The sequence below is a fragment of the Lysobacter korlensis genome, assembly GCF_042434515.1.
Genome location: NZ_JBHLTG010000002.1, coordinates 229251 through 252682, shown reverse-complemented (window position 1 = coordinate 252682; position 23432 = coordinate 229251). Strand labels below are relative to the sequence as shown.

The 23432-nt window shown below is 70.5% G+C and carries 22 protein-coding genes; 16 read left to right on the top strand and 6 right to left on the bottom strand.

The genetic code is table 11. The features are described 5' to 3' along the window. Nucleotides 1–1338 (top strand): anthranilate synthase component I family protein, encoded by a 1338-nt coding sequence (locus tag ACFFGH_RS10380; RefSeq protein WP_386667928.1) that lies wholly within the window; start codon nt 1–3, stop codon nt 1336–1338. An 8-nt stretch (nt 1339–1346) separates the two neighbouring features. Here the strand turns inward: ACFFGH_RS10380 and ACFFGH_RS10375 are convergent, their stop codons facing one another. Further along, a complete protein-coding gene (locus tag ACFFGH_RS10375; RefSeq protein ID WP_386667926.1) occupies nt 1347–2516 on the bottom strand; it encodes a zinc-dependent alcohol dehydrogenase in 1170 nt (389 codons plus the stop codon). Nucleotides 2517–2544: 28 nt separating this feature from the next. Next, nucleotides 2545–3012: a hypothetical protein gene (locus ACFFGH_RS10370; RefSeq protein ID WP_386667924.1), complete on the bottom strand. Its 468-nt coding sequence runs from the start codon at nt 3010–3012 to the stop codon at nt 2545–2547. 248 nt (nt 3013–3260) lie between these two features. Here ACFFGH_RS10370 and leuS point away from each other — a divergent pair, with 248 nt between their 5' ends. From leuS to holA, 4 genes are all read left to right on the top strand, one after another. Further along, the gene (gene leuS, locus ACFFGH_RS10365) at nt 3261–5819 is read left to right on the top strand and encodes a leucine--tRNA ligase (protein WP_386667922.1); all 2559 of its coding nucleotides are present in this window, start codon (nt 3261–3263) and stop codon (nt 5817–5819) included. Between the two features lie 60 nt (nt 5820–5879). Then, complete coding sequence (locus ACFFGH_RS10360; protein WP_386667920.1) at nt 5880–6509, top strand: ComEA family DNA-binding protein; 630 nt, start codon at nt 5880–5882, stop codon at nt 6507–6509. Continuing rightward, entirely contained in the window at nt 6506–8806 is a 2301-nt protein-coding gene (locus ACFFGH_RS10355) for a ComEC/Rec2 family competence protein (RefSeq protein ID WP_386667919.1), read from the top strand. Before ACFFGH_RS10360 ends, ACFFGH_RS10355 begins: the two co-directional genes overlap by 4 nt. A 65-nt stretch (nt 8807–8871) precedes the next feature. Continuing rightward, nucleotides 8872–9909: a DNA polymerase III subunit delta gene (gene holA, locus ACFFGH_RS10350; RefSeq protein ID WP_386667918.1), complete on the top strand. Its 1038-nt coding sequence runs from the start codon at nt 8872–8874 to the stop codon at nt 9907–9909. 49 nt (nt 9910–9958) lie between these two features. Here the strand turns inward: holA and rpsT are convergent, their stop codons facing one another. Together rpsT and ACFFGH_RS10340 are read right to left on the bottom strand one after the other, a co-directional pair. After that, nucleotides 9959–10219 (bottom strand): 30S ribosomal protein S20, encoded by a 261-nt coding sequence (gene rpsT, locus ACFFGH_RS10345; protein ID WP_386667916.1) that lies wholly within the window; start codon nt 10217–10219, stop codon nt 9959–9961. 105 nt (nt 10220–10324) lie between these two features. Next, nucleotides 10325–11110, bottom strand: a complete 786-nt coding sequence (locus ACFFGH_RS10340) for an alpha/beta fold hydrolase (protein WP_386667914.1) — start codon at nt 11108–11110, stop codon at nt 10325–10327. A 77-nt stretch (nt 11111–11187) separates the two neighbouring features. On the opposite strand from ACFFGH_RS10340, the gene lepA reads away from it, so the two are divergent. From lepA to hemW, 3 genes are read left to right on the top strand one after another with little or no spacing between them, the layout of a single operon-like run. Continuing rightward, nucleotides 11188–13047 carry a translation elongation factor 4 gene (gene lepA, locus ACFFGH_RS10335; protein WP_386667912.1) on the top strand — a complete coding sequence of 620 codons (1860 nt, stop codon included), beginning with the start codon at nt 11188–11190 and terminating at the stop codon, nt 13045–13047. Further along, on the top strand, nt 13044–13754 hold the full coding sequence (locus ACFFGH_RS10330; RefSeq protein ID WP_386667910.1) for a DUF1990 domain-containing protein: 711 nt from the start codon (nt 13044–13046) through the stop codon (nt 13752–13754). Before lepA ends, ACFFGH_RS10330 begins: the two co-directional genes overlap by 4 nt. Next, nucleotides 13729–14964, top strand: a complete 1236-nt coding sequence (gene hemW, locus ACFFGH_RS10325) for a radical SAM family heme chaperone HemW (protein ID WP_386667909.1) — start codon at nt 13729–13731, stop codon at nt 14962–14964. Before ACFFGH_RS10330 ends, hemW begins: the two co-directional genes overlap by 26 nt. Before the next feature lie 99 nt (nt 14965–15063). On the opposite strand, the gene ACFFGH_RS10320 is transcribed toward hemW, so the two are convergent. After that, entirely contained in the window at nt 15064–15441 is a 378-nt protein-coding gene (locus tag ACFFGH_RS10320) for a DUF4870 domain-containing protein (protein WP_386667907.1), read from the bottom strand. 68 nt (nt 15442–15509) lie between these two features. Then, entirely contained in the window at nt 15510–15893 is a 384-nt protein-coding gene (locus ACFFGH_RS10315; protein WP_386667905.1) for a DUF4870 domain-containing protein, read from the bottom strand. A gap of 161 nt (nt 15894–16054) precedes the next feature. Here ACFFGH_RS10315 and hrcA point away from each other — a divergent pair, with 161 nt between their 5' ends. Genes hrcA through era form a run of 8 tightly spaced genes read left to right on the top strand, consistent with a single transcriptional unit; the run spans nt 16055 to nt 23428 of the window. Beyond that, nucleotides 16055–17077, top strand: coding sequence for a heat-inducible transcriptional repressor HrcA (hrcA, locus tag ACFFGH_RS10310; protein WP_386667903.1), 1023 nt, complete (start codon nt 16055–16057; stop codon nt 17075–17077). 51 nt (nt 17078–17128) lie between these two features. Continuing rightward, nucleotides 17129–18229: a molecular chaperone DnaJ gene (dnaJ, locus tag ACFFGH_RS10305; protein ID WP_386667901.1), complete on the top strand. Its 1101-nt coding sequence runs from the start codon at nt 17129–17131 to the stop codon at nt 18227–18229. A 7-nt stretch (nt 18230–18236) separates the two neighbouring features. Then, on the top strand, nt 18237–18974 hold the full coding sequence (locus ACFFGH_RS10300; RefSeq protein WP_386667899.1) for a 16S rRNA (uracil(1498)-N(3))-methyltransferase: 738 nt from the start codon (nt 18237–18239) through the stop codon (nt 18972–18974). A gap of 23 nt (nt 18975–18997) precedes the next feature. Then, on the top strand, nt 18998–19348 hold the full coding sequence (locus ACFFGH_RS10295) for a histidine triad nucleotide-binding protein (RefSeq protein ID WP_386667897.1): 351 nt from the start codon (nt 18998–19000) through the stop codon (nt 19346–19348). A 13-nt stretch (nt 19349–19361) separates the two neighbouring features. Next, a complete protein-coding gene (locus ACFFGH_RS10290) occupies nt 19362–20444 on the top strand; it encodes a PhoH family protein (RefSeq protein ID WP_386667895.1) in 1083 nt (360 codons plus the stop codon). Nucleotide 20445: 1 nt separating this feature from the next. Next, the gene (ybeY, locus tag ACFFGH_RS10285) at nt 20446–20910 is read left to right on the top strand and encodes an rRNA maturation RNase YbeY (RefSeq protein ID WP_386667893.1); all 465 of its coding nucleotides are present in this window, start codon (nt 20446–20448) and stop codon (nt 20908–20910) included. Further along, a complete protein-coding gene (locus ACFFGH_RS10280; RefSeq protein ID WP_386667891.1) occupies nt 20910–22532 on the top strand; it encodes a hemolysin family protein in 1623 nt (540 codons plus the stop codon). Before ybeY ends, ACFFGH_RS10280 begins: the two co-directional genes overlap by 1 nt. Continuing rightward, nucleotides 22529–23428, top strand: a complete 900-nt coding sequence (gene era, locus ACFFGH_RS10275) for a GTPase Era (RefSeq protein ID WP_386667889.1) — start codon at nt 22529–22531, stop codon at nt 23426–23428. The genes ACFFGH_RS10280 and era overlap by 4 nt, the downstream gene beginning before the upstream one ends. The last annotated feature ends 4 nt before the right edge of the window (nt 23429–23432 follow it).

Here is a 23432-nt window from a genome sequence, read left to right as displayed (position 1 = left end):
ATGCGTTCGGGCACCCTGCGGCACCGGCTGCCGGGCTGGATCGACCCGGCCGGGGCATACTCGCTGCTGTTCCGCGACCGCGAGGACAGCTTCTGGCTGGACAGCTCGGATGAGTCCGGTCGCAGCTGGATGGGCGCGGGGGTGCCCCTTCGGCCGGAGGCCGATGGGGGCGCCGGGCTGCTCGACGCGGCCCGCGCGGCGATCGGCGGACGGGCAATTGCGCCATCCGGGCGCGGAGCCCCGCTCGGCCTGGTCGGGTGGTTCGCGTACGAGCTGGGGGAGTGGACCGCCCCCGCACCGGGCCGACGGATCGAGGCTCCCGGCACGTCAGCCGGGGAATGGCTGGTCGTCGACCGGCTTCTCGAATTCGACGCGACGTCGCGGGAGGTGTCGCTCCTCGCGGTCGGCGACAGCTGGGCGGGGGACCTGGACCGCTGGCGCTCCTCGCTGACGGAACGCCTGTCGGCGGCCCGGGATGCCGCTGCGCCGCCCGCCCCGCCGGCTGCGTGGCCCCTGGCGGCGAGGTGGCGCGACACCGACGGGGACTACCTGGCGAAGGTCGAGGCCTGCAAGGCGGCGATCGCCCGAGGCGACGCGTATCAGCTCTGCCTCACCACGGCGGCGGAGGTGAGCACCCGGGAGCACCCGCTCGACGTCTACCTGCGGCTGCGTGCCGGCAGCCCGACGCACCACGGCGGGCTGCTGCGGATCGGCCGCACCGCCCTGCTGAGCGCCTCCCCGGAGCAGTTCCTCGGTGTGGACGGGTATGGCGTCGTCTCCACCAGCCCGATCAAGGGCACGCGACCCCGCGGGAGAACCGCTGGTGACGATGCGCTACTGAAGTCGGAGCTCGCGGAGAGCGACAAGGAGCAGGCCGAGAACCTGATGATCGTCGACCTGATGCGGAACGATCTGGCACGGGTCTGCGAGCTCGGATCGGTGGAGGTCTCGCGGCTGCTCGAGGTGGAGTCGTACCCGCAGGTCCATCAGCTGGTCAGCACCGTTCGCGGCCGGCTGGCCGGCGGGAAGACCGCGCTGGATGCGGTCGCCGCCTGCTTCCCCGCCGGGTCGATGACCGGCGCCCCGAAGCGGAGCGCCATGTCGATCCTCGCGGAGCTCGAACGGGCTCCCCGCGGTGTGTACTCGGGGGTGTTCGGCTACCTCGGTTTCGACGGCACCGCGGATCTGGCCATGGTGATCCGCTCCGTGGTGATGAGTGGCGGCGTCGCGACGGTCGGTGCCGGCGGCGGCATCACGGCGCTGTCGGTCCCGGAGCAGGAGCTCGCCGAGGTCAAGCTGAAGGCGGCCGCCCCGCTGTCGGCCCTCGGCGCGACCTGACGGGGCGGTCAGGGTCTCAGCACCACCCGGACGCAGCCGTCCTCCTTCTTCTTGAACAGGTCGTACGCCTTCGGTCCCTGCGACAGCGGCAGGATGTGCGTCGCGAGGTGCCCCGTCTTGAGGTCGCCGGCCACCATCCGGTCGAGCAGCATCGGGATGTAGCGCTGCCCGTGCATCTGCGCGCCCCGGACCGTGAGCCCCTTGTTCATCAGGGCGCCGAGCGGGAATTTGTCGACGAACCCGCCGTAGACGCCGAGCACGAAGACGCTGCCGCCTTTCCGCGCCGCGAGGATCGCCTCCCGGATCGCGGTCGGCCGGTCGGACTGCAGGCGCAGCTGCAGCTTCAGCTGGTCGTACGCGAAATCCGGGCGGGTGCTGTGCGCCTCCATGCCGACCGCCTCGATGCAGACGTCGGGGCCGCGGCCGCCGCTCCACTCGCGAAGCTCCGCAAGCACCTCCGTCGACGAGTAGTCCAAGGTCTCCGCCCCGATCCAGTCACGCACCTGCTGCAGCCGCTCCGGGATCCGGTCGATCACGATCACCTTCTCGGCGCCCAGCAGCATGCTGGCGCGTGCGGCCATCTGTCCGACACCGCCGGCGCCCCAGACGGCCACGGTGCTGCCAGGACCGACCCCGCCGAGGTCCGCGCCCATCCAGCCGGTCGACGCGGCGTCCGAGGCGAACACGGCCTCCTCGTCCGTCAGCGACTCCGGCACCGGGAAGGCGCCGACATCGGCGAACGGCACGCGCACGAACTGGGCGTGGGACCCGGCGAACCCGCCGGTGATCTGGCTGTAGCCGAAGCAGCCGCCGGTCGCGGCCCCCCACAGGGTCTCTGCAATGCCGGGCTGCGGATTGGTGTTGTCGCAGAGCGAGAACAGCGAGTTGCGGCAGTACCAGCACTGCCCGCAGGCGATGAAGGACGACACGACCACCCGGTCGCCGACCTGGTGCCTGGTGACGGCCGCTCCGATCTCGACCACCTCTCCGAGGAACTCGTGCCCGAGGATGTCGCCCGCCCGCATCGCCGGCACGTAGCCGGCGAGCAGGTGCAGATCAGATCCGCACGTCACGGTGGAGGAGACCCGGACGATCATGTCCTGGTCGTTGAGAATGGCGGGATCGTCGACCGTCTCCACCGACAGCGAGTTGATCCCCGTCCAGCAGAGCGCCTTCATCGCTTCTCCCTCCCGTTCCGTTGCGGGTTCACAGCACACCTTCCCCGTGTGAGCGCCGGACCACCGTGTCGACGATCGCGCCGGCCGGAGTCTGCGGGCGAGCGCCGGAGGGTCGCGGATCGATCCGCAGCACCTCGCCGGCTTCGATCAGCTGCTTCGACTCGCGCACCGCGATCCGCACCGTCTCCCGCGGGTCCCGGCCGTGCGCGAGCTCGCGCAGTTCGCCGGCGAAACCGGCACGCGGTCGCGCCGACAGCTCGATGCCGCGGTCTCCGGGGGCCGGCTCCAGGCGCCACTCCACCCGGTCGCCGAGCTCCGCGAGCGGATGCGGCGGGGCGCCGTTCGGGGCGACCTCCTCCCGGCTCGCCGCGACCGTGACGGTGAGCCAGCGGTCGTCCTCCGGAGCCGGCTCGTCGTCGCCGGCGCGCCTGGCGAGCAGCGCCGCGCCGGCAAGAGCCAGGACCGCGCCTCCGATCAGTGTGATGCGTCCGATCATGGGTCCTCGATTCGGGAGCGCCTGCGCCGACGCGGGTTCCGGGTTGCCTTCACGCTACGAACGCTCACCCCCGCCGGGGAATAATTTCAGGCTCCTGCCAGTTGCCGTCGGCAGTCGTTCAGGTGCCGTTCTCCGGGGCTTCCTCCGGCGGCGGAAGCGGGAAGCGGCGGGCGACTAGTCTGGGACATCGGGTCCGGCCCCAGCCCCCGCGCCGCGACCGGAAATCTGCAGCAACCCCCAGGAGATCCGTGGCACAGCACACCGAGCAGGAGACCGAGTACGACGTCTCGCGCATCCAGGAGAAGTGGCTCCCGATCTGGGACGAGCTGAAACCCTTCAGCACCTCGAATCCGGACGACAAGCGTCCGCGCAAGTACGTGCTCGACATGTTCCCGTACCCATCGGGCGACCTGCACATGGGCCACGCCGAGGCATACGCGCTCGGCGACGTCATCGCCAGGTACTGGCGGCAGCAGGGCTTCCGGGTGCTGCACCCCATCGGCTGGGACTCGTTCGGCCTGCCGGCGGAGAACGCCGCGATCAAGCGCGGCCTCGACCCGCGCAAGTGGACCTACGAGAACATCGCGCAGCAGCGGCAGTCGATGCGCCGCTACGCCGCATCCTTCGACTGGGACCGCGTGCTGCACACGAGCGACCCGGAGTTCTACAAGTGGAACCAGTGGCTGTTCCTGAAGCTCTACGAGAAGGGTCTCGCGTATCGCAAGGCCAGCTGGGTGAACTGGTGCCCGTTCGACCAGACAGTGCTCGCGAACGAGCAGGTCGTCGACGGCCGCTGTGAGCGCTGCGACAACGTCGTGGTCAAGAAGCAGCTGACCCAGTGGTACTTCAAGATCACCGCATACGCCGACCGGCTGCTCGACGATCTGAAGCAGCTGGAGGGCCACTGGCCCGCCAAGGTGCTGAGCATGCAGCGGAACTGGATCGGGCGGTCCGTCGGCGCAGAGGTCGACTTCGAGGTCGAGGGGCGGAATGAGAAGATCACCGTCTTCACCACGCGCCCGGACACCCTGTACGGCGCAACCTTCATGGTGGTCGCGCCCGACTCCGAGCTGGCGGCCGAGCTGGTCGCCGGCAGCACGCCGGAGGTGCAGCAGTCCTTCCGCGCGTACCTGACGGAGGTGCAGAAGGAGACCGAGATCGAGCGGCAGGACGCCGGCCGTGAGAAGACCGGCATCCCGCTCGGCCGCTTCGCGATCAACCCCGTCAACGGTGAGCGCCTGCCGATCTGGGCCGCGGACTACGTGCTCGCCGACTACGGCTCCGGCGCGATCATGGCGGTGCCCGCCCACGACCAGCGAGACCTCGACTTCGCGCGGAAGTATGAGCTGCCCGTCCGCGTGGTGGTGGACACGAACGCGCCGGTCACGGGTGCGATCCCGGTGCTCGAGCTGGACGAGCAGGGCGTGCCGATCCTGCCCGACCTGCCGAGCACCGACCCGGCTGAGACCGGGGAGGCGCTGGCCGGCGACGGCCGGATGATCAACTCCGGCCCGCTCGACGGACTCAGCAAGTCGAACGCGATCAAGCGGATGATCGAGCTGCTCCAGTCCAGAGGAGCCGGTCGTGCCGCGAAGACGTACCGGCTGCGCGACTGGCTGATCTCCCGGCAGCGCTACTGGGGCACACCCATCCCGATCCTGCATGGTGCCGAAGGCGAGCTGATCCCGGTGCCAGAGGACCAGCTGCCGGTAACCCTGCCGTCGACGGAGGGGCTGGACCTGCAGCCGAAGGGCGCCTCACCGCTCGGCGCCGCCGAGGAGTGGGTGAACACCACCAGCCCGATCGACGGCTCCCCGGTGCGACGCGACCCCGACACGATGGACACCTTCGTCGACAGCTCGTGGTACTTCCTGCGCTTCCTGTCGCCGAACGATGACGGTCAGGCCTTCGACGTCAAGGAGGCGGACAAGTGGGCGCCGGTCGACCAGTACGTCGGCGGTGTCACGCACGCGATCCTGCACCTGCTCTACGCCAGATTCATCACCAAGGTGCTGTTCGACCTCGGCTACGTCTCGTTCACCGAGCCGTTCAGTGCGCTGCTGAACCAGGGCATGGTTCTCATGAACGGCTCGGCGATGAGCAAGAGCCGCGGCAACCTGGTGCGGCTGAGCGACCAGCTCGACGAGCACGGCGTCGACGCCATCCGGCTCACCATGGCGTTCGCCGGGCCACCGGAAGACGATATCGACTGGGCCGACGTGTCGCCCGGAGGATCCGCGAAGTTCCTGGCGCGCGCCTGGCGGCTCGCCGGCGACGTGACGAGCGACCCGTCGGTCGAGTGGAAGACCGGCGATCTCGCGCTCCGCCGCCACACGCACCGGTTCCTCGCCGACGCCCCCGGACTCATCGAGTCGTTCAAGTTCAACGTCGTGGTCGCCCGGATCATGGAGCTCGTCAACGCCACCCGCAAGACGATCGACTCCGGGCGGGGCGGCGGCGACGCCGCGGTGCGTGAGGCGACCGAGGTCATCGCCATCGCGCTCAGCCTGTTCGCGCCATACACGGCCGAGGAGATGTGGGAGAAGCTCGGCTACTCGCCCACGGTGGCGCACGTGCAGTGGCGCAAGCCCGACCCGCACCTGCTGGTCGAGGAGTCGGTGACCGCGATCCTGCAGGTCGACGGCAAGGTGCGCGACCGTGTGGAGGTCTCGCCGAAGGTGAGCGCAGAGCAGCTCGAGAAGCTGGCGCGGGACTCCGCCGGTGTGGTGCGGGCGATCGGGGACCGCGAGGTCGTCAACGTGATCGTGCGGGCCCCGCGGCTCGTCAACATCGCGACCCGGGGCTGAGCCGCCCACAGGTGCCTTCCCCCGCCCCGGCCGCCGGGGCCGCGCGTCTAGCGTCCTGGCATGGGGACGCGGTCGGCTGCTCGGACTGACGGTGCCAGGGCGGCGTCCCGCCTCCGCACCACGGTCGGCGGCGCCATCGTGCTGCTGCTGGTCGCCGGTGCGGCGGCCGTGCTGTCGTTCACCCTCAACGCGCCCGGCGGTCCCCGCGCCGTCGGGGACCCCGGTGTCGCGCAGGGGGAGAGCGTCGGGTCCGCGCCGACGACGGAGGGTGCGAACGATGCGCCGATCCTGGTGCACGTGCTCGGTGCCGTGGCGGCACCCGGGCTCTACGAGTTGAGCGAGGGCGAGCGGATCGTGGACGCCGTCGCGGCGGCGGGCGGGTTCGCGCCGGATGCTGACCAGGCGGCGCTGAACCTCGCCCGCGCGGTCGCCGACGGTGAGCAGGTCTATGTGCCGGTGGTGGGTGAGGAGCCGCCTGTGCCGCCGGATGCCGGCGGCGGCCTCGTCAACCTCAACACCGCCGACGCCGCGGAGCTCGAGACCCTGCCGGGCCTCGGCCCAGAGCTCGCCGGACGCATCGTGGAGTGGCGGACGCAGCACGGCCCCTTCTCGAGCGTCGACGATCTGCTCAATGTGACCGGCATCGGCGCCAAGACGCTCAGCGCGCTCGCCGACCTCGTCACGACGTGACGCACTCGGTCGCCACCGTCGCGCGTCCGTTCGGGCGGCTCGACCTCCGCCTCGCCGTCCCCGCCGCGGTGGCGTGGCTGACCGCGGTGCTGCTCGTCGGTGCGCCCGCTTCGGCGGCGTGGGTGGCCGTGCCCGCCTGGCTCTGCGCCGGACTGGCGGCGTTCAGACGGGCTGCCGCCCTGACCGTGTGCCTCGGCGCCGTCGGGCTGCTCGCGGTCGCCGTCGCCGCGCATGAGGCGCGTCGTTCGCCGGCTGACCTCGTCGCGCTGGTGGAGGAGGGCGCCGTCGTCGAGGCGATGGTGCGGCTCGATGAGCAGCCCGGCTCCGCGCGCAGTGCCGCGGGCACCATGATCGAGCTCGCGGTCGACGACCGGGCGTGGACCACTGGCGTGCCCGTCCGGCTGGTCGGCGCGCTCCCGGCCGCCGCGCCCGGGGCGGAGCTCGCCGTTGTGGCGGATGTGGCCAGGGCCGACCCGGGTGAGGGCGCGGCGTTCGTGCTGTTCGCCCGAGCCGACATCCGGGTGCGCACCGGACCGCCCGCGGGCCTGGAGCTGGCGGCGGATCTGCGGGAGGACTTCCGCACGGCGGCGACACGGCTGGGCGGAGACGGCGGCGCGCTGCTGCCGGGGCTCGCGATCGGCGACACGTCAGCGGTGGACTCGGGTCTCGAGGATGCGATGCGCTCGGCGTCGCTCACCCACCTCACCGCGGTATCCGGAGCCAACTGCGCCGTGGTCGTCGGTCTGGTGCTGATGGCCGGCGGGATGCTGCGGCTGCCCCGGTCGGCCCGAGTCGCGGCCGCGCTCGCGGCGCTCGGTGCATTCGTGGTGCTCGTGACCCCTGAGCCGAGCGTCGTCCGTGCGGCCGTCATGGGCGGCATCGTGCTCACTTCCCTCGCCGGCGGCCGGCCGTTCCGCGGCGTGCCGGTGCTCGCCGCCGCGGCGCTGGCGCTCCTGGTCGCCGACCCGTGGCTGTCGCGGGACTTCGGATTCCTGCTGTCCGTGCTCGCCACGGGCGCGCTGCTTCTGCTGGCAGGCCCGCTCGCCGCCGTGCTCGGCCGGTGGATGCCGCAGCCGCTCGCCGCGCTGCTTTCCGTCCCGCTCAGCGCCCAACTCGTCTGCACGCCAGTCGTGGTGCTGCTCGATCCGTCCCTGCCGCTCTACGGGGTGCCCGCGAACCTGCTCGCCGGCATCGCCGCTCCGGTCGCCACGATCGTCGGGCTCGCCGGCTGCATCCTCCTGCCACTGGTCCAGCCGGTCGGCGCGGCCCTCACGCAGCTCGCCTGGATCCCCGCCTCATGGATCGCCGGGGTGGCGCGGGTGACGGCCGACACCCCCGGCGCGAGGGTGGACTGGCTGCCCGGCTGGCCGGGCCTGCTCGTGCTTTCGACGGCGACCGCGCTGACGCTCTTCGCGGTGCTCGCGCGGCCCGGCAGAGCCCGGCGCGTCGCCGCGGCCCTCAGTGCGCTCCTCGTCGCCGGCGCCGCCGGCGCGGCTCTCGGCGGACCGCTGGTCGCCGCTGCGGGCCGGCCCGCGAACTGGCTGTACGCACTCTGCGATGTCGGGCAGGGCGACGCGCTGGTGGTGCGCAGCGCAGGGAAGGTCGCCGTCGTGGACACCGGCCGGGATGCGAAGAGCATGGCCGATTGCCTGCGGACCCTCGGGGTGGGCTCGGTCGATCTGCTGGTTCTGACGCACTTCGACCTCGACCACGTGGGTGGCGCCGGCGCGCTGTCCGGGCGGGTGGGCCGGCTGCTCATCGGCCCGACGGCAGCCGCGGAGGACGAGCGGCTCGTCGCCGGCTTCCGGGAGGCCGGGGCGGAGGTGGTCCAGGTGTCGCTGGGGCGGACCGGCGTGTTCGGCCGCACCCGGTGGCGGGTGCTCTGGCCGCCGGTCCGCTCGCCGTTCGAGCCGGGGAACGAGTCGAGCGTCGTCCTCGAGCTGATCCCGCTCGGCGACTGCGCCGACGGCTGCGTGAGCGCGGTGCTGCTGGGCGACCTCGGCGAGGCTGCGCAGGACGCCATGGCACGGGCCGGACCGGTGCCCGAGGTCGAGCTTGTGAAGGTCAGCCATCACGGCTCCGCCGATCAGAGCGCCGCACTCTACCGGCGGCTGTCCGCCGAGCTCGGGTTGGTCGGCGTTGGGGAGAACCGATACGGGCATCCCACGGCGCGGGTGCTCGGCATCCTCGGTGGCGTGGGCACGGAGGTGTTCCGCAGTGACCGGCACGGCCTGGTCCTCGTCGCCGAGAACCGGGACGGCGTGCTGGAGGTGTGGACCGAGCGGGGCGGCCGATGAGCGTCGCGTGACAGGGGAACTGCTTAAGCTTGACGACGGGGCGAGGCCCCGAACCGGAGGTGCGCGTGGCCAGAGCGGCAGCGGCGAGCAAGGGGACGGCGAGCAGAGCCTCGCGTCCGGTGATCCCGCAGCTCGGCTGGGACGGCATCCGTCCGGCGCCTGTGGTGCTCGTCACGGGTCCGGAGACGTTCCTCGCCGAGCGGAGCATCCGGTCGCTGCGCGACCTGCTGAAGGCCGAGGACCCGAGCCTCGAGGTGCACGACCTCGAGGCCGACGGCTACGCGCCGGGCGAGCTGCTGACCCTCGCCAGCCCATCGCTGTTCGGCGAGCCGCGCCTGCTGCGCGTGTCGGCGGTCGAGAAGTGCACGGACGCGTTCCTCGCCGACGCGCTGTCGTACCTCGAGTCGCCCGCAGACGACACCTACCTGGTGCTCCGTCACGGCGGGGGAGTGCGCGGCAAGAAGCTTCTCGACGCGATCCGGGCCGGAACCGGCGGCGGAATCGAGATCGTGTGCGCCGAGCTGAAGAAGGACGCGGAGAAATACGACTTCGCCGCCGCGGAGTTCAGCGCGGCGAAGCGGCGGATCACCCCCGGGGCCCTGCGAGCGGTGGTCTCCGCGTTCTCCGACGACCTCGCCGAGCTCGCCGCGGCGTGCCAGCAGCTGCTCGCGGACACCGGGGAGCAGATCACCGAGCAGACCGTGGCGAAATACTACGGCGGCCGGGTGGAGACGAACTCGTTCCAGGTGGCCGACGCGGCGATCGCCGGCCGGCGCGGGGAGGCGCTCGTGCTCCTCCGGCACGCCCTCGCGTCCGGGGCGGACCCGGTGCCGATGGTGGCGGCATTCGCCTCGAAGCTGCGCACGATGGCGAAGGTGTCAGGCGCGCGCGGCGCATCGAACGCGGTCGCGTCGAAGTACGGCCTCGCGCCGTGGCAGGTCGACCGGGCGCGTCGCGACCTGCAGGGCTGGACCGAGGAGGGTCTCGGCCGCTCGATCGAGTCCGTGGCGGAGGCCGACGCACAGGTGAAGGGCGGCGGCCGCGATCCGGTCTACGCGCTCGAGCGCCTCGTCGTCGCGGTCAGCGCCCGCGGCCGCGCCTGACCCTTCTGCTGGCCCGTGTTCGCTGAGGCGGGTAGTGCTTCGGCTCAGGTCAGAGCGCGCCGACCTGCTTCGCGATGGCCGACTTGCGGTTCGCGGCCTGGTTCTTGTGGATGACGCCCTTGCTGGCTGCCTTGTCGAGCTTCTTGGCGGCGACGGCGAGCGCCTTGGCCGCCTTCTCCTGGTCACCGGCGGCGATGGCGGCCTTGGTGGAGCGGATGGCGGTCTTGAGCTCGCTCTTGACGGCCTTGTTGCGCTCGTGCGCCTTCTCGTTGGTCTTGATGCGCTTGAGCTGCGACTTGATGTTTGCCACGAAGTTTCGTCTTTCTGATCGATCAGGGAAGGGTATGCCGCCCGGCGGAAGAGGGCGCCTGCGGCGAGTTCGTGCGGCGATCCACACGCAAGCCAACAGGAAACTTTACCAGGTCTCCAACTTGCTCGAGTCGCGGACTTCGGACGCGAGTCGGCGGCGTGTCGTGTGCGAAGTCCGCGACTCGGGCGAGAGCTGGTCGATGGCGTCGGCGAGGAGGCGGTTGAACTGGGTCGGGCGGGTGAGGCTCACCATGTGGTTGGCCCCCTGCAGACGGACCACGGTGCCGCGCTTGAGCTGCCGCGCGAACGCCCGCTCCTGGATGCGGAAGTGGTCGAGCGAGCCGTTGACGAGCCACACCGGCTGCTCGATCCTGGCGAGCGAGGCGCGCGTGTCGAGCTTGCGCAGCTCGCGCAGCACGTCGTCCATCACCTCGAGCGCCGTGCCGCCGCGCAGCACGTCATCCGGACTCCCCGGATACCGGATGAAGGTGCGCACAGCCCAGTCGTTGAGCCACTGGCCACGGTCGGGGAAGCGGTGGATGCCCGCCGCGACCATCCGGTACCCCCACAGGATCACCGGATACGCCTGCGTGCTGCAGCTCGCCGCGATCAGGCCACGGATCGGCCGGTCGCCGGTGCCCGCGTAGTGGACGCTGAGATACGCACCGAGCGAGAACCCGACGAGCAGCACGTCGTCCCCGAGCGAATCCACCGCATCCGAGATGGTGTCGATCGCCCCCTCCAGGGTGAACCGCTCGTCCATCCGGGCGCCGTGGCCGGGCAGGTCGGGAGCGAGCACCCGGTGTCCGCGCGCCTCGAGGAAGCGCACCTGCCTGCGCCACATCGACGACGACGTCCGGATCCCGTGCACGAGGACGACGGACGGCGACATGACGTGATGGTAACGGTGTGTTCGCCACGAGAGCACAGCGCACAGCGGAGAACAAGCGTTATGGGAGAATTGTGGGAATGTCCCCACGAGCTGTGCACGCCCTCGAGCCTGCCGCGACCGATCCCGCGCGAATCCGGAACTTCTGCATCATCGCGCACATCGACCACGGCAAGTCGACCCTCGCCGACCGCATGCTCCAGATCACCGGGGTCGTCTCCGACCGCGACATGCGGGCTCAGTACCTCGACCGCATGGACATCGAGCGCGAGCGCGGCATCACGATCAAGAGCCAGGCGGTCCGGATGCCGTGGTCGCTCGGCTCAGCCCAGGGGGCGGCGGAGACCTACGCCCTGAACATGATCGACACCCCGGGGCACGTCGACTTCACCTACGAGGTGTCCCGCAGCCTCGCCGCGTGCGAAGGCGCCATCCTGCTCGTCGACGCGGCGCAGGGCATCGAGGCGCAGACGCTCGCGAACCTGTACCTGGCGCTGGAGAACGATCTCGCCATCATCCCGGTGCTGAACAAGATCGACCTGCCCGCAGCGGAGCCGGACAAGTACGCGCGTGAGCTCGCGAGCCTGATCGGCGGCGACCCGGATGACGTGCTCCGTGTCAGCGGAAAGACCGGCATGGGGGTCGAGGAGCTGCTCGACACCGTGGTGCGCACCATCCCCGCCCCGACGGGCGACCCGGCGGCGCCCGCCCGCGCGATGATCTTCGACTCCGTGTACGACAGCTACCGCGGCGTCGTCACATACGTGCGGATGATCGACGGCAAGCTGAGCCCGCGCGAGCGGATCCAGATGATGTCGACCCGGGCCACCCACGAGCTGCTCGAGATCGGCGTCAGCGCGCCGGAGCCCGCCCCCACCAAGGGGCTCGGCGTCGGTGAGGTCGGCTACCTGATCACCGGTGTGAAGGACGTGCGCCAGTCGAAGGTCGGCGACACGGTGACGAACGCCGCGAAGCCGGCGGCGGATGCGCTGCCCGGCTACACCGAGCCGAAGCCGATGGTGTTCTCCGGTCTGTACCCGATCGACGGCGGCGACTACCCGGATCTCCGCGAGGCGCTCGACAAGCTCAAGCTGTCGGATGCGGCGCTGGTCTACGAGCCGGAGACCTCGGTCGCGCTTGGCTTCGGGTTCCGCTGCGGCTTCCTCGGCCTGCTGCACCTGGAGATCGTGACGGAGCGGCTGCGTCGCGAGTTCGACATCGACCTGATCACCACGGCCCCGAGCGTCGTCTATCAGGTCACCACCGAGGACAAGAAGACCGTCACGGTGACGAACCCGAGCGAGTTCCCTGCCGGCAAGATCGCCAGCGTGCACGAGCCGGTGGTCCGCGCGTCGATCCTCACGCCGAAGGACTACGTCGGCACGGTCATGGATCTCTGCCAGGGCCGTCGCGGTTCGATGCAGAAGATGGAGTACCTCGGCGAGGACCGGGTCGAGCTGCACTACACCATCCCGCTCGGCGAGATCGTCTTCGACTTCTTCGACCAGCTGAAGAGCCGCACCCAGGGCTACGCGAGCCTCGACTACGAGCCCGCGGGCGAGCAGGAGGCCGACCTCGTGAAGGTCGACATCCTGCTCCAGGGCGAGCAGGTCGACGCGTTCAGCGCCATCGTGCACAAGGACAAGGCGTACGCCTACGGAGTGCTCATGACCGGCCGTCTGCGGGAGCTCATCCCACGTCAGCAGTTCGAAGTTCCGATCCAGGCCGCCATCGGCGCTCGCATCATCGCCCGCGAGTCGATCCGCGCAATGCGCAAAGACGTGCTAGCCAAGTGCTACGGCGGTGACATCACGCGGAAGCGGAAGCTGCTCGAGAAGCAGAAGGAGGGGAAGAAGCGCATGAAGATGGTCGGTCGCGTGGAAGTTCCCCAAGAGGCGTTCATCGCCGCGCTGTCGGGCGACACGGAGAAGGCGAAATGACCGCGGGCTTGCCGCTCTGGGAGCGCCGGGTCACCTACGCGTCGGTCGGCGGCACGCAGGCGGAGGACCTGGTCGAGTACCCGCCGCGCGGATACCGTCCGCTCGTGCGCCGCGCACGGATCGGCCACGGCGACGCCCGGTTCGCCCACGCGACCGCCACGGCGCTGGGCTGGGGCATCCACAAGCGCAGCGGCTTCGACGTGGAACTGGAGGCCTCGCCCGCGGAGGTCACTGACGGCACCTACGTCGCGGTCGGGTTCAACACGAAAGGCATCCCCGTCGTGCCCGCGGGCGGCGACCGAGACGCCCTCGCCATCGGCCCGGACGGGACCGCGCTGCTGAAGCCCGGGGACAGCGCGACGCTGCGTCTGCCGGCCGGCCCGATCACCTTCGAGTGCCCGGTTCGGGTCATCTACGTCGTCGACGATCCGGCCTGCAAGGGGTTCGCCTGCGGCACGCTCCCCGGACACCCTTCGCGCGGCGAGGAGGCGTTCCTCGTCGAGCAGGAGGAGGACGGCTCCGTCTGGCTCACAGTCAGGGCGTTCTTCCGCCCCGCGGGATTCGGCTGGTGGCTGGCGTCGCCTCTGCTGCGGATCGTGCAGGCGCGGATCACGGCGCGCTACCTGCGGGCGCTGAGCGGGCCCATCCCGAAGGCCGCCGACCAGACGCCTGCGATCCCCGATGCCGAGCGCGCTGCCGCTGGCTGATCCCGCCCCGCTGGACGGCCTGCTCCCCGCCTCCGCGGCGGAAGGAGCGGAAACCCGGAGCTTCGGGGTGTACCTGCACGTGCCGTTCTGCCGGGTGCGGTGCGGCTACTGCGACTTCAACACGTACACCGCCGACGAGCTCCGCGGCGCGAAGCGCGCCGACTACGCGTCGCAGGCCATCGAGGAGATCGCACTGGCGGGGCGGACGCTCGCGCGCCTTCCGGCCCGGCCGGTGTCGACCGTCTTCTTCGGCGGGGGCACGCCGACTCTGCTGCCGGCGGCCCAGCTCGCGGCGATGCTGGATGCGGTGCACGGCACATGGGGCATCGTCGACGGCGCGGAGGTGACGACCGAGGCGAATCCGGACTCCGTGGACGCCGAGTACCTCGCAGAGCTTGCGGCGAACGGCTTCACCCGGGTCTCCTTCGGCATGCAGTCGGCCGTGCCGTCGGTGCTCGCCACGCTGGAGCGAACCCACGATCCGCTGCGCATCCCGCTCGTGGTGGCATGGGCGCGGCAGGCGGGGCTCGAGGTCAGCCTCGACCTCATCTACGGAACCCCTGGTGAGACACTGGACGACTGGGAGACGTCGCTGCGTGCGGTGCTCGCGCAGCGCCCGGACCATGTGTCGGCCTACGCGCTGATCGTCGAGCCCGGCACGAGGCTCGCCCGGCAGATCCGTCGCGGTGAGGTCGCGGAGCCGGACGACGAGCTACAGGCGGACATGTACGAGCTGGCCGATCGGCTGCTCGGCGAGGCCGGCTACGACTGGTACGAGGTGAGCAACTGGGCACGCCGAGACGGCGACGGCGCCTCGCGGGTGCACCGATCGCGCCACAACCTCGCCTACTGGACCGGCGGGGACTGGTGGGGGATCGGGCCGGGAGCGCACAGCCATGTCGGCGGGGTGCGCTGGTGGAACGTGAAGCATCCCGCGGCGTACGCCGACCGGATCCGGCACGGACACTCGCCTGCGGCCGGCCGGGAGACGCTCGACGAGGCCACCCGGCGTCTGGAGCGGGTGCTGCTGCTGGTCCGGCTGCAAGACGGGCTGCCGCTGGACGAGCTGGCGGGTGAAAAGCGTCCCGAGGTCGCCGGCCTCATCGCCGACGGTCTGGCCGAGCCTGCCGACGCTCTCCGCGGCCGCGTCGTGCTGACCCTCCGCGGCCGCCTCCTCGCCGACGCGGTGGTCCGCCGCCTCGTCGACTGAGCGCCCTCTACACGCGACCTAGCCGGAGCTGCGCCGTCCGGGCGGGAGTCGCCGTCCCGCCCCGAGGTCACAGCTCCAGCTGTGAGTCGGACGATCGGGTCACTTGACCATCGGGATGGCGACCGGGTAGCGGTACCACTCGCCCTTGTTCGCCGCGACGGCCGCGAGGATCGGGAACACGATCCCGATGATCGCCACCACGACGATCAGGAAGAAGCCGATGATCACGAAGAACAGGATGGAGCTCACCACGTAGGCGATCAGCAGGGTGATCTGGAAGTTCAGGGCCTGCGCGGTGTGGTGGCGGACGAACGCGCCGCGGTCCTTGAACACCAGGTAGGTGATGAGCGGTGCGAGCACGCTGAAGAAGATGCCGCCGATGTGCGTCAGCGTCGACCAGAGCTTCTCGTCGCTGGGGCTCAGCGGCTGAACGGTCGAATAGGGCGTCTGCGGCGGAGGAGGAGGTGCGTCGGTCATGCCGCCGATTAAAGCGGAAGGGGAGCCGCGCCGGAACGCGACTCCCCGAGAACCATCAGGCGGATCTGCTATTTGATCAGCCGGAGTGCGACCGGGTAGCGGTACGGGACGCCGTCCTTCGCCTTGAGGAAGCCGAGGATCGAGAACACGATCACACCGGCCCACAGCGCCAGGTAGAGCAGCGGTGCGATCAGCCCGAAGATGCCGAAGGTCACCACGCTGAGGATGGTCGTCAGGATCAGCAGCGCGATGTAGGCGATGGCAGCGGTGATCTGGAAGTTGAGCGCCTCCTTCGCCTCACGGTTGGTGAACGCGCCACGGTCCTTGAACACCAGCCAGATGATCAGGGACGGGAGGAAGCCCAGGATGCCGCCCAGGTGGGCGAAGGAGGCCCACTGCCGGTCTTCCGACTCGGACAGGGGGGCTGCAGTAGGGGCAGCGGAAGAGGTCATTTCTGTGTTCGCCTTTCGGATTGTTCCCACAAAGTAGCGCCCGGCGTGTCCCGCCTGCAATGGGTTTCACGTCCCGTGTTTCCCGGGCTGTCCCGTAGAATTGGCACTGCATTCGAGAGAGTGCCAACGGAAGGCCGAATGCCGACGAGAGGATGGGCAGGATGGCGTCGGAGCGAAGCCTGGAGGTGCTCCGGGTGATCGTGCAGGACTACATCGCGTCCCGCGAGCCCGTGGGCTCGAAGTCGATCGTCGAGCGGCACGGCTTCGGGGTGTCCGCCGCCACCATCCGGAACGACATGGCGGTCCTCGAGGAAGAGGAGCTGATCGCCACGCCCCATACCTCGTCGGGCCGGGTGCCGACCGACAAGGGGTACCGGGTCTTCGTGGACCAGCTCGCCGACCGCCGGCCGCTCACCGCCGCCCAGCGGCAGGCGATCGAGACGTTCCTCGGCAAGGCCGACGACCTCGACGAGGTGCTCGGCCGCACGGTGCGGCTGCTCTCCACCCTCACGAATCAGGTGGCGCTGCTGCAGTATCCGACCAGCACCCGGTCGCTGGTGCGGCACGTGGAGCTGGTCCGTCTCAGCGACTCGCGCCTGCTGACGGTGCTCATCACGGACAACGGCAACGTCGATCAGCGGGTCATCGACAGCGGGGGACCGGTCGACGACGAGCTGCTCGGCGAGATCCGCGCGAAGCTGAACGCCAGCCTCGGCGCCACTCCGCTCGTGGAGGCCGCGTCGGTGCTGGACCGGCTGCCCGGTCAGTTCGCGCCCGGCCGCGAGGCGCTCGTGCGACGCATCGCGGAGAGCCTCCACGACCAGGTCAGCGCCAGCCGCCCCGACAAGCTCGTGATGGCGGGCACCGCGAATCTGGTGCGCACCGAGAAGGACTTCACCGGCAGCATCTATCCGGTGCTCGAGGCCATCGAGGAGCAGGTGACGCTGCTGCGCCTGTTCGGCGAGATGGATCTGGACGAGAGCGGCCTGTCCGTGAGCATCGGACGTGAGAACGCCGAGTTCGGGCTGTCCGAGGCGTCCGTGCTCGCGAGCGGCTACTCCGCCTCACCCTCCGGGGTGGCGAAGCTCGGAGTGCTCGGGCCCACCCGGATGGATTACCCGGCGAACATGGCGGCCGTGCGTGCGGTCGCGCGGTATCTCTCCAAGCTGCTCGGACAAGACTAGACAGCACCCGCCGCCGCGGGCCCACCGCGCAAGTGAAAGTAGACATTCCTTTTGGCTGACCACTACGAGGTCCTCGGCGTCGACCGGAACGCATCCCCCGACGAGATCAAGAAGGCGTACCGGCGCCTCGCCCGCGAGCTGCACCCGGACGTCAACCCCGGCGCCGACGCGGCGGAGCGGTTCAAGCTCGTCACGCACGCGTACGACGTGCTCAGCGACCCGAACTCCCGGCAGCAGTACGACCTCGGCCCGCAGGCGACCTTCTCGGGCGCCGGCTTCAGCGGCTTCGGCGACATCTTCGAGACGTTCTTCGGTGCCGGGGCGGGGAACGCAGGACCGCGATCCCGGCGCGAGCGCGGCCAGGACGCCCTGGTGCGCGTCGAGGTGGAGCTCGACGAGGTGATCTTCGGCACCCGGCGGGACATCGAAGTGAACACCGCCGTGCTCTGCGACACCTGCGGCGGCTCGTGTGCTGCGCCCGGCACCAGCGCGGTGACCTGCGACATCTGCCACGGCACCGGTCAGATCTCCCGCACGGTGCGGTCCCTGCTCGGCAACGTGATGACCTCCAGCCCCTGCGGCACCTGCCGCGGGTACGGCACCGTCATCCCGAACCCCTGCCCGACATGCGCCGGCCAGGGCCGGGTGCGCGCGACACGGAACATCCCCGTCGACATCCCGGCCGGCGTGGACACCGGCGTCCGGCTGCAGATGCCGGGACAGGGGGAGGTCGGCCCCGCCGGCGGCCCGTCCGGAGACCTTTACCTCGAGGTCAAGGTGCGGCATCACGACACCTTCAGCCGCAACGGCGACGACCTGCTCGCCACCCTCGAGGTGCAGATGACGGATGCGATCCTCGGCGCCCGGACCGTCGTCCACGCCCTCGACGGCGACGTCGACATCGAACTCAAGCCCGGCACGCAGAGCGCCGACATCCTCACGATTCGCGAACGCGGCGTCACGCATCTCCGCGGCGGCGGCCGCGGCGACCTCAAGATCGGCATCCAGGTCGTCACCCCGACCAAGCTCAGCCACAAGGAGCAGGACCTCGTGAAGCAGCTGGCGAAGGCGCGCAAGTCGTCCCCGCCTCGCCTCTCCACCTTTCAGCAGGGTCTCTTCACCAAGCTCCGCGACCGCTTCCTGAACTTCTGATCCCCGGATGAGCGCACTGTTCCTCTCGCCAGGGCTCACCCCCGGCGATGCCGTCGTCGGCGCTTCGGCGGTGATCACCGGACCAGAGGCGAAGCACGCGACCGTGAACCGGGTGCGGGCCGGTGAGCGCGTCTCGGTCGGCAACGGCGCGGGGCTCATCGTCACCGGTCCGGTCGTGTCGGTGAGCCCGCAGGAGCTCCTGGTGCGGATCGAGGAGGTCCGGACGGAAGAAGCGCCGCATCCGGAGCTCTGGCTGGTGCAGGCGCTCGCCAAGGGAGACCGTGACGAGCTGGCGGTGCAGGCCGCCACGGAGCTCGGCGTCTCCGGTGTCATCCCGTGGGCGGCGGAGCGGAGCGTGGTGCGCTGGGAGGGTCCGAAGCGGTCGAAGGGGGAGGAGCGCTGGCGCTCCATCGTGCGGGAGGCGTCGAAGCAGTCGATCCGGGCGTTCCTTCCCGAGGTGGCCCCACTCGCCACCACGGCGGAGGTCGCCGGGCTCGCCGCCGCGGACACGGTGCTCGTGCTGGAGCCAAGCGCTGAGGAGCGGCTGGCCGCGGTCACGCTCTCCCGTGCCGCCGGCCGGGTGTATCTCGTCGTCGGTCCGGAGGGGGGCATCGCGCCGGGGGAGCTGGAGCGCTTCCGGTCCGCCGGCGCCCGGCCGGTGCGGCTCGGACGGGAGGTGCTCCGCACCTCCACCGCCGGACCCTCCGCCCTCGCTGTGCTCAGCGCGAACTCGGGACGCTGGTGAGCGTCGGCCCGTACCATAGGCCTATGGCGCCGACGTCCCCGACCATCTTCTCCCGCATCATCGCGCGCGAGATCCCGGCGGACATCGTCTTCGAGAACGACCGGATCGTCGCGTTCCGCGACATCGCCCCACAGGCGCCGGTGCACCTGCTGGTGGTGCCGCGCACCGAGGCGTACGCCAACGTGGTGGAGCTCGCGGCCGCCGATTCGGGCCTCCTCGCGGAGATCGTGGAGGTCGCGAACGCTCTGGCGGCCGAGCACTGCGGCGGTCAGTTCCGGCTCATCTTCAACACCGGCGAGGACGCGGGGCAGACGGTCTTCCACGTCCACGCCCACGTGCTCGGCGGCAAATTGGCGGAAGGCTCACTTGGCTGACAGCGACAGTCCCATGAACGACGGAACCGCGACTTCACGAGCGGAATTGCAGGTGGACGGCGTCGCCATGGTGCGGCTGCTCGGCCCGCAGGACCGATTGCTGACGACGATCGAGCGTCAGTTCCCGGATGTCCGCCTGCTCGTGCGCGGCAATGAGATCCGGCTCGAGGGTGAACCCGGGTCGGTGGAGGCCGCGAAGCGGCTGGTGGAGGAGTTGATCGTGATGGTGCGCAACGGGGCTGAACTCGGACCCGTCGACGTGACGAGCTCGGCGAGGATCCTGGACTCCGGCGCCGGCAGCCCTGCCGACGTGCTCAGCCAGGCGATCCTCACCAGCCGCGGGAAGAGCATCCGCCCGAAGACCCTCGGGCAGAAGAACTACGTCGACGCGATCGACCAGAACACCATCGTCTTCGGCATCGGCCCCGCCGGAACGGGCAAGACCTACCTCGCGATGGCGAAGGCCGTGCAGGCGCTGCAGCGCAAGGAGGTCAGCCGGATCATCCTCAGTCGCCCGGCGATCGAGGCCGGCGAGCGACTCGGGTTCCTCCCCGGCACGCTCACGGACAAGATCGACCCGTACCTGCGGCCGCTCTACGACGCGCTCAACGAGATGATGGACCCCGAGATGGTGCCGAAGCTCCTCGCGGCCGGCACGGTCGAGGTCGCGCCGCTCGCCTACATGCGCGGCCGCACCCTGAACGACTCGTTCATCGTGCTCGACGAGGCGCAGAACACCACGCCGGAGCAGATGAAGATGTTCCTCACCCGCCTCGGCTTCGGCTCGCGGATGGTCGTCACGGGCGACATCACGCAGATCGACCTTCCCGCTGGGGCGAGCGGGCTCCAGCTGGTGACGAAGATCCTCGAGGGGATGGACGACATCCACTTCGCCCGGCTGACCAGCGACGACGTCGTGCGGCACACTCTGGTCGGGCAGATCGTCGACGCCTACACCCGGTACGACGCGCAGCAGCAGGCGCGCCGGTTCGAGCGGGAGCACCCGGTGCCGGAGGGCGCGAACCGCGCCGAACGCCGCGGTCACGCCCCGCAGGACCACCAGCCGCCGCGTCGCGACCGACGCTGGGGACGCTGACGTGGCCATCGAGGTCAACAACGAGTCGAACGTCCCGGTCGACGAGGCGGCGCTGCAGCGGCTCGCCGCGTACGCGCTCGACGAGCTGCGGGTGCACCGGGACGCGGAGCTGGCGATCGTGCTGGTCGACGAGGCGGCCATGGAGCAGCTGCACGTGCAGTGGATGGACGAGCCCGGCCCCACGGACGTGCTGAGCTTCCCGATGGACGAGCTGCGCCCCGGCACGGATGACGCGATCACGCCTGCCGGCCTCCTCGGCGACATCGTCCTCTGCCCGCAGGTCGCGATCGCACAGGCGGAGGCGGCCGGGCACAGCACGCAGGAGGAGCTCCTGCTGCTCACCTGCCACGGACTGCTGCACCTGCTCGGGTTCGATCACGCTGAGCCCGAGGAGGAGCGCGAGATGTTCGGGCTGCAGCGCGACTTGCTCATCGGCTTCTCGCTCGCCGAGCGCCGGCGAAGGTGATGATCTTCGCCTTCCTCGCCGTCGCCGGAGTCTTGATCGCCTTCGGCGGGCTGCTCGCGGCCGCCGATGCGGCGCTCGGGGTGCTCAGCCGCAGCGATCTGCAGGAGCTCGCGTCCACGAGCCGTGCGCGCAAGTCCCTGCTCGGAATCGCCGGCGATGTCGGCGCGCACGTCAACGCCCTGAACTTCATGCGCATCGTCTCGGAGACCACCGCCGCGGTGCTCGTGACGCTCAGCTTCGCGTACACGTTCGGCGAGTGGTGGTTGACGCTGCTCTTCAGCGCGCTGATCATGATCGCCGCATCCTTCGTGCTCGTGGGATCCAGCCCCCGCAGCGTCGGTCGCACCCACGCCCGGGTCGTCATGAAGCTCTCCGCCGTGCCGGTGCGCGCCACGCGCGTCCTCAGCGGGCCGATCGCGGATGCCCTGGTCGCGATCGGCGACCGTGTCACGCCCGGGCGGCCGCGCACCCAGAGCTTCTCCAGCGAGGAGCAGCTCCTCAGCATGGTGGACGAGGCGACCGAGCAGGACGTGCTCGAGGAAGAGGATCGCGAGCTGATCCACTCGATCTTCGAGTTCAGCGACACGGTGGTGCGCGAGGTGATGATCCCCCGCACCGACATGGTGACGATCGACGACGAGGCGACCCTGGACCAGGCGATGAGCCTGTTCCTCAGCCGCGGCGTCTCCCGCGTCCCGGTGATCGGCAAGGACGCCGATGAGGTGCTCGGAATCCTCTACCTCCGCGACGTCGCACGGCTGAACTACGAGCAGCCGCCGGGCTTCGCGAAGACCTCGGTGGTGCAGCTCGCCCGCCCCGCGCTGTTCGTGCCCGAGTCGAAGAAGGCGGACGACATGCTGCGGCAGATGCAGCTGGAGTCGAACCACCTCGCCATGGTCGTCGACGAGTACGGCGGCATCGCCGGCCTCGTGACGATGGAGGACCTGATCGAGGAGCTCGTCGGTGAGATCTCCGACGAGTACGACCGTGCCTTCGCCGACATCCAGGAGCTCGAAGACGGCTCATACCGGGTCAACGCCCGGCTGCCCATCGACGAGCTGGGCGACCTGTTCGACCTCGAGCTGGAGGACGACGACGTCGACTCCGTCGGCGGCCTGCTCACCAAGCACCTGGGCCGACTGCCGGTCTCCGGATCACGCGTCGAGGTGGCGGGGCTCGCGCTCACGGCCGAGCGGACCGAGGGGCGAAGGAAGCGGTTGCGCACCGTGCTGGTCGAGCGCGGCGCGCCGGTCGAGATGCCGGCACCCGAGGCCGAGCCCGAGCACGAGCCTGAGCTCGAGCGCGGACCGGAGGTGGAGCCGCAGCAGCCGCGGCAGAAGCGGCAGCCGGAGCCGCAGGCGAAGCGGCCGCACGAGCCGAAGCGAACGCCGCGTTCACGACCGGAACGACAGCCGGCCCGAGCGGAGCCGGAGCCGGAGCCGGAGCCGGAGCAGGTTCCTGATCCTGATGCCGGTCCGCAGTTCAACGAGTGGGTGCGCGGCCCGCAGCGTATCGCGCCGAACGCCGCGGTCACGGCACCCTCGCTCCCGGCCGATGCCGTGGACCCGGATGAGAAGCTCCCCGTCGAGGGGGAGCGCGGCCAGGAACGGAGCCGCCGATGAGCGCGCGGACGCCCTTCCGCGCCGGGTTCGTCTCCTTCGTCGGTCGGCCGAACGTCGGCAAGTCCACGCTGACGAACGCCCTGGTGGGCGAGAAGGTGGCGATCACCTCCTCCAAGCCGCAGACGACGCGGCGGGCCATCCGCGGGATGGTGCACGCACCCGGCGGACAGCTCGTGCTGGTCGACACCCCCGGGATGCACCGGCCGCGGACCCTGCTCGGGGAGCGGCTCAACGAGGTGGTCCAGTCGACGCTCGCCGACGTCGACGTCATCGGGCTGTGCGTGCCGGCGAACGAGAAGCTCGGGCCGGGGGACCGGTTCATCAACGACCAGCTCGAGCAGTTCCCGCGGGCGAAGAAAGTCGCCATCGTCACGAAGGTCGACACCGCCGGCAAGACGCAGGTGGCCGAGCAACTGCTCGCGGTCAGCCGGCTCCGTGAGTGGGACGCCATCATCCCGATCTCGGCACTCACCCGATCGCAGCTCGACGTGCTCACCGACGAGCTCATCGCCCTGCTGCCGGAGTCGCCGGAGCTCTACCCGCACGACGCCGTGACGGACGAGACCCTCGAGGCCCGCGTCTCGGAGCTGATCCGGGAGGCCGCGCTCGAAGGTGTCAGCGACGAGCTGCCGCACTCGCTGGCGGTCACCATCGACGACATGGTCGAGCGGGACGACAAGCAGCTGCTCGAGATCTACGCGAACCTGTTCGTCGAGCGAGACAGCCAGAAGGGCATCATCATCGGCCACAAGGGGGCCCGCCTGCAGGAGGTCGGCGCCCGTGCGCGAGCCGCGATCGAGCCGCTCGTCGGCTCCCACGTCTACCTCTCGATCCGGGTCAAGGTGGCCAAGGACTGGCAGCGCGACCCGAAGCAGCTGGGCCGCCTCGGGTTCTGAGCCG

What these genes read in the sequence shown, in the direction of transcription:
- ACFFGH_RS10380 (WP_386667928.1), top strand. Translation starts at nt 1, where the DNA reads ATGCGTTCGGGCACCCTGCGGCACCGGCTGCCGGGCTGGATCGACCCG.
- ACFFGH_RS10375 (WP_386667926.1), bottom strand. Translation starts at nt 2,516, where the DNA reads ATGAAGGCGCTCTGCTGGACGGGGATCAACTCGCTGTCGGTGGAGACG.
- ACFFGH_RS10370 (WP_386667924.1), bottom strand. Translation starts at nt 3,012, where the DNA reads ATGATCGGACGCATCACACTGATCGGAGGCGCGGTCCTGGCTCTTGCC.
- ACFFGH_RS10360 (WP_386667920.1), top strand. Translation starts at nt 5,880, where the DNA reads ATGGGGACGCGGTCGGCTGCTCGGACTGACGGTGCCAGGGCGGCGTCC.
- ACFFGH_RS10340 (WP_386667914.1), bottom strand. Translation starts at nt 11,110, where the DNA reads ATGTCGCCGTCCGTCGTCCTCGTGCACGGGATCCGGACGTCGTCGTCG.
- lepA (WP_386667912.1), top strand. Translation starts at nt 11,188, where the DNA reads ATGTCCCCACGAGCTGTGCACGCCCTCGAGCCTGCCGCGACCGATCCC.
- ACFFGH_RS10330 (WP_386667910.1), top strand. Translation starts at nt 13,044, where the DNA reads ATGACCGCGGGCTTGCCGCTCTGGGAGCGCCGGGTCACCTACGCGTCG.
- hemW (WP_386667909.1), top strand. Translation starts at nt 13,729, where the DNA reads ATGCCGAGCGCGCTGCCGCTGGCTGATCCCGCCCCGCTGGACGGCCTG.
- ACFFGH_RS10320 (WP_386667907.1), bottom strand. Translation starts at nt 15,441, where the DNA reads ATGACCGACGCACCTCCTCCTCCGCCGCAGACGCCCTATTCGACCGTT.
- ACFFGH_RS10315 (WP_386667905.1), bottom strand. Translation starts at nt 15,893, where the DNA reads ATGACCTCTTCCGCTGCCCCTACTGCAGCCCCCCTGTCCGAGTCGGAA.
- hrcA (WP_386667903.1), top strand. Translation starts at nt 16,055, where the DNA reads ATGGCGTCGGAGCGAAGCCTGGAGGTGCTCCGGGTGATCGTGCAGGAC.
- ACFFGH_RS10300 (WP_386667899.1), top strand. Translation starts at nt 18,237, where the DNA reads ATGAGCGCACTGTTCCTCTCGCCAGGGCTCACCCCCGGCGATGCCGTC.
- ACFFGH_RS10295 (WP_386667897.1), top strand. Translation starts at nt 18,998, where the DNA reads ATGGCGCCGACGTCCCCGACCATCTTCTCCCGCATCATCGCGCGCGAG.
- ACFFGH_RS10290 (WP_386667895.1), top strand. Translation starts at nt 19,362, where the DNA reads ATGAACGACGGAACCGCGACTTCACGAGCGGAATTGCAGGTGGACGGC.
- ACFFGH_RS10280 (WP_386667891.1), top strand. Translation starts at nt 20,910, where the DNA reads ATGATCTTCGCCTTCCTCGCCGTCGCCGGAGTCTTGATCGCCTTCGGC.
- era (WP_386667889.1), top strand. Translation starts at nt 22,529, where the DNA reads ATGAGCGCGCGGACGCCCTTCCGCGCCGGGTTCGTCTCCTTCGTCGGT.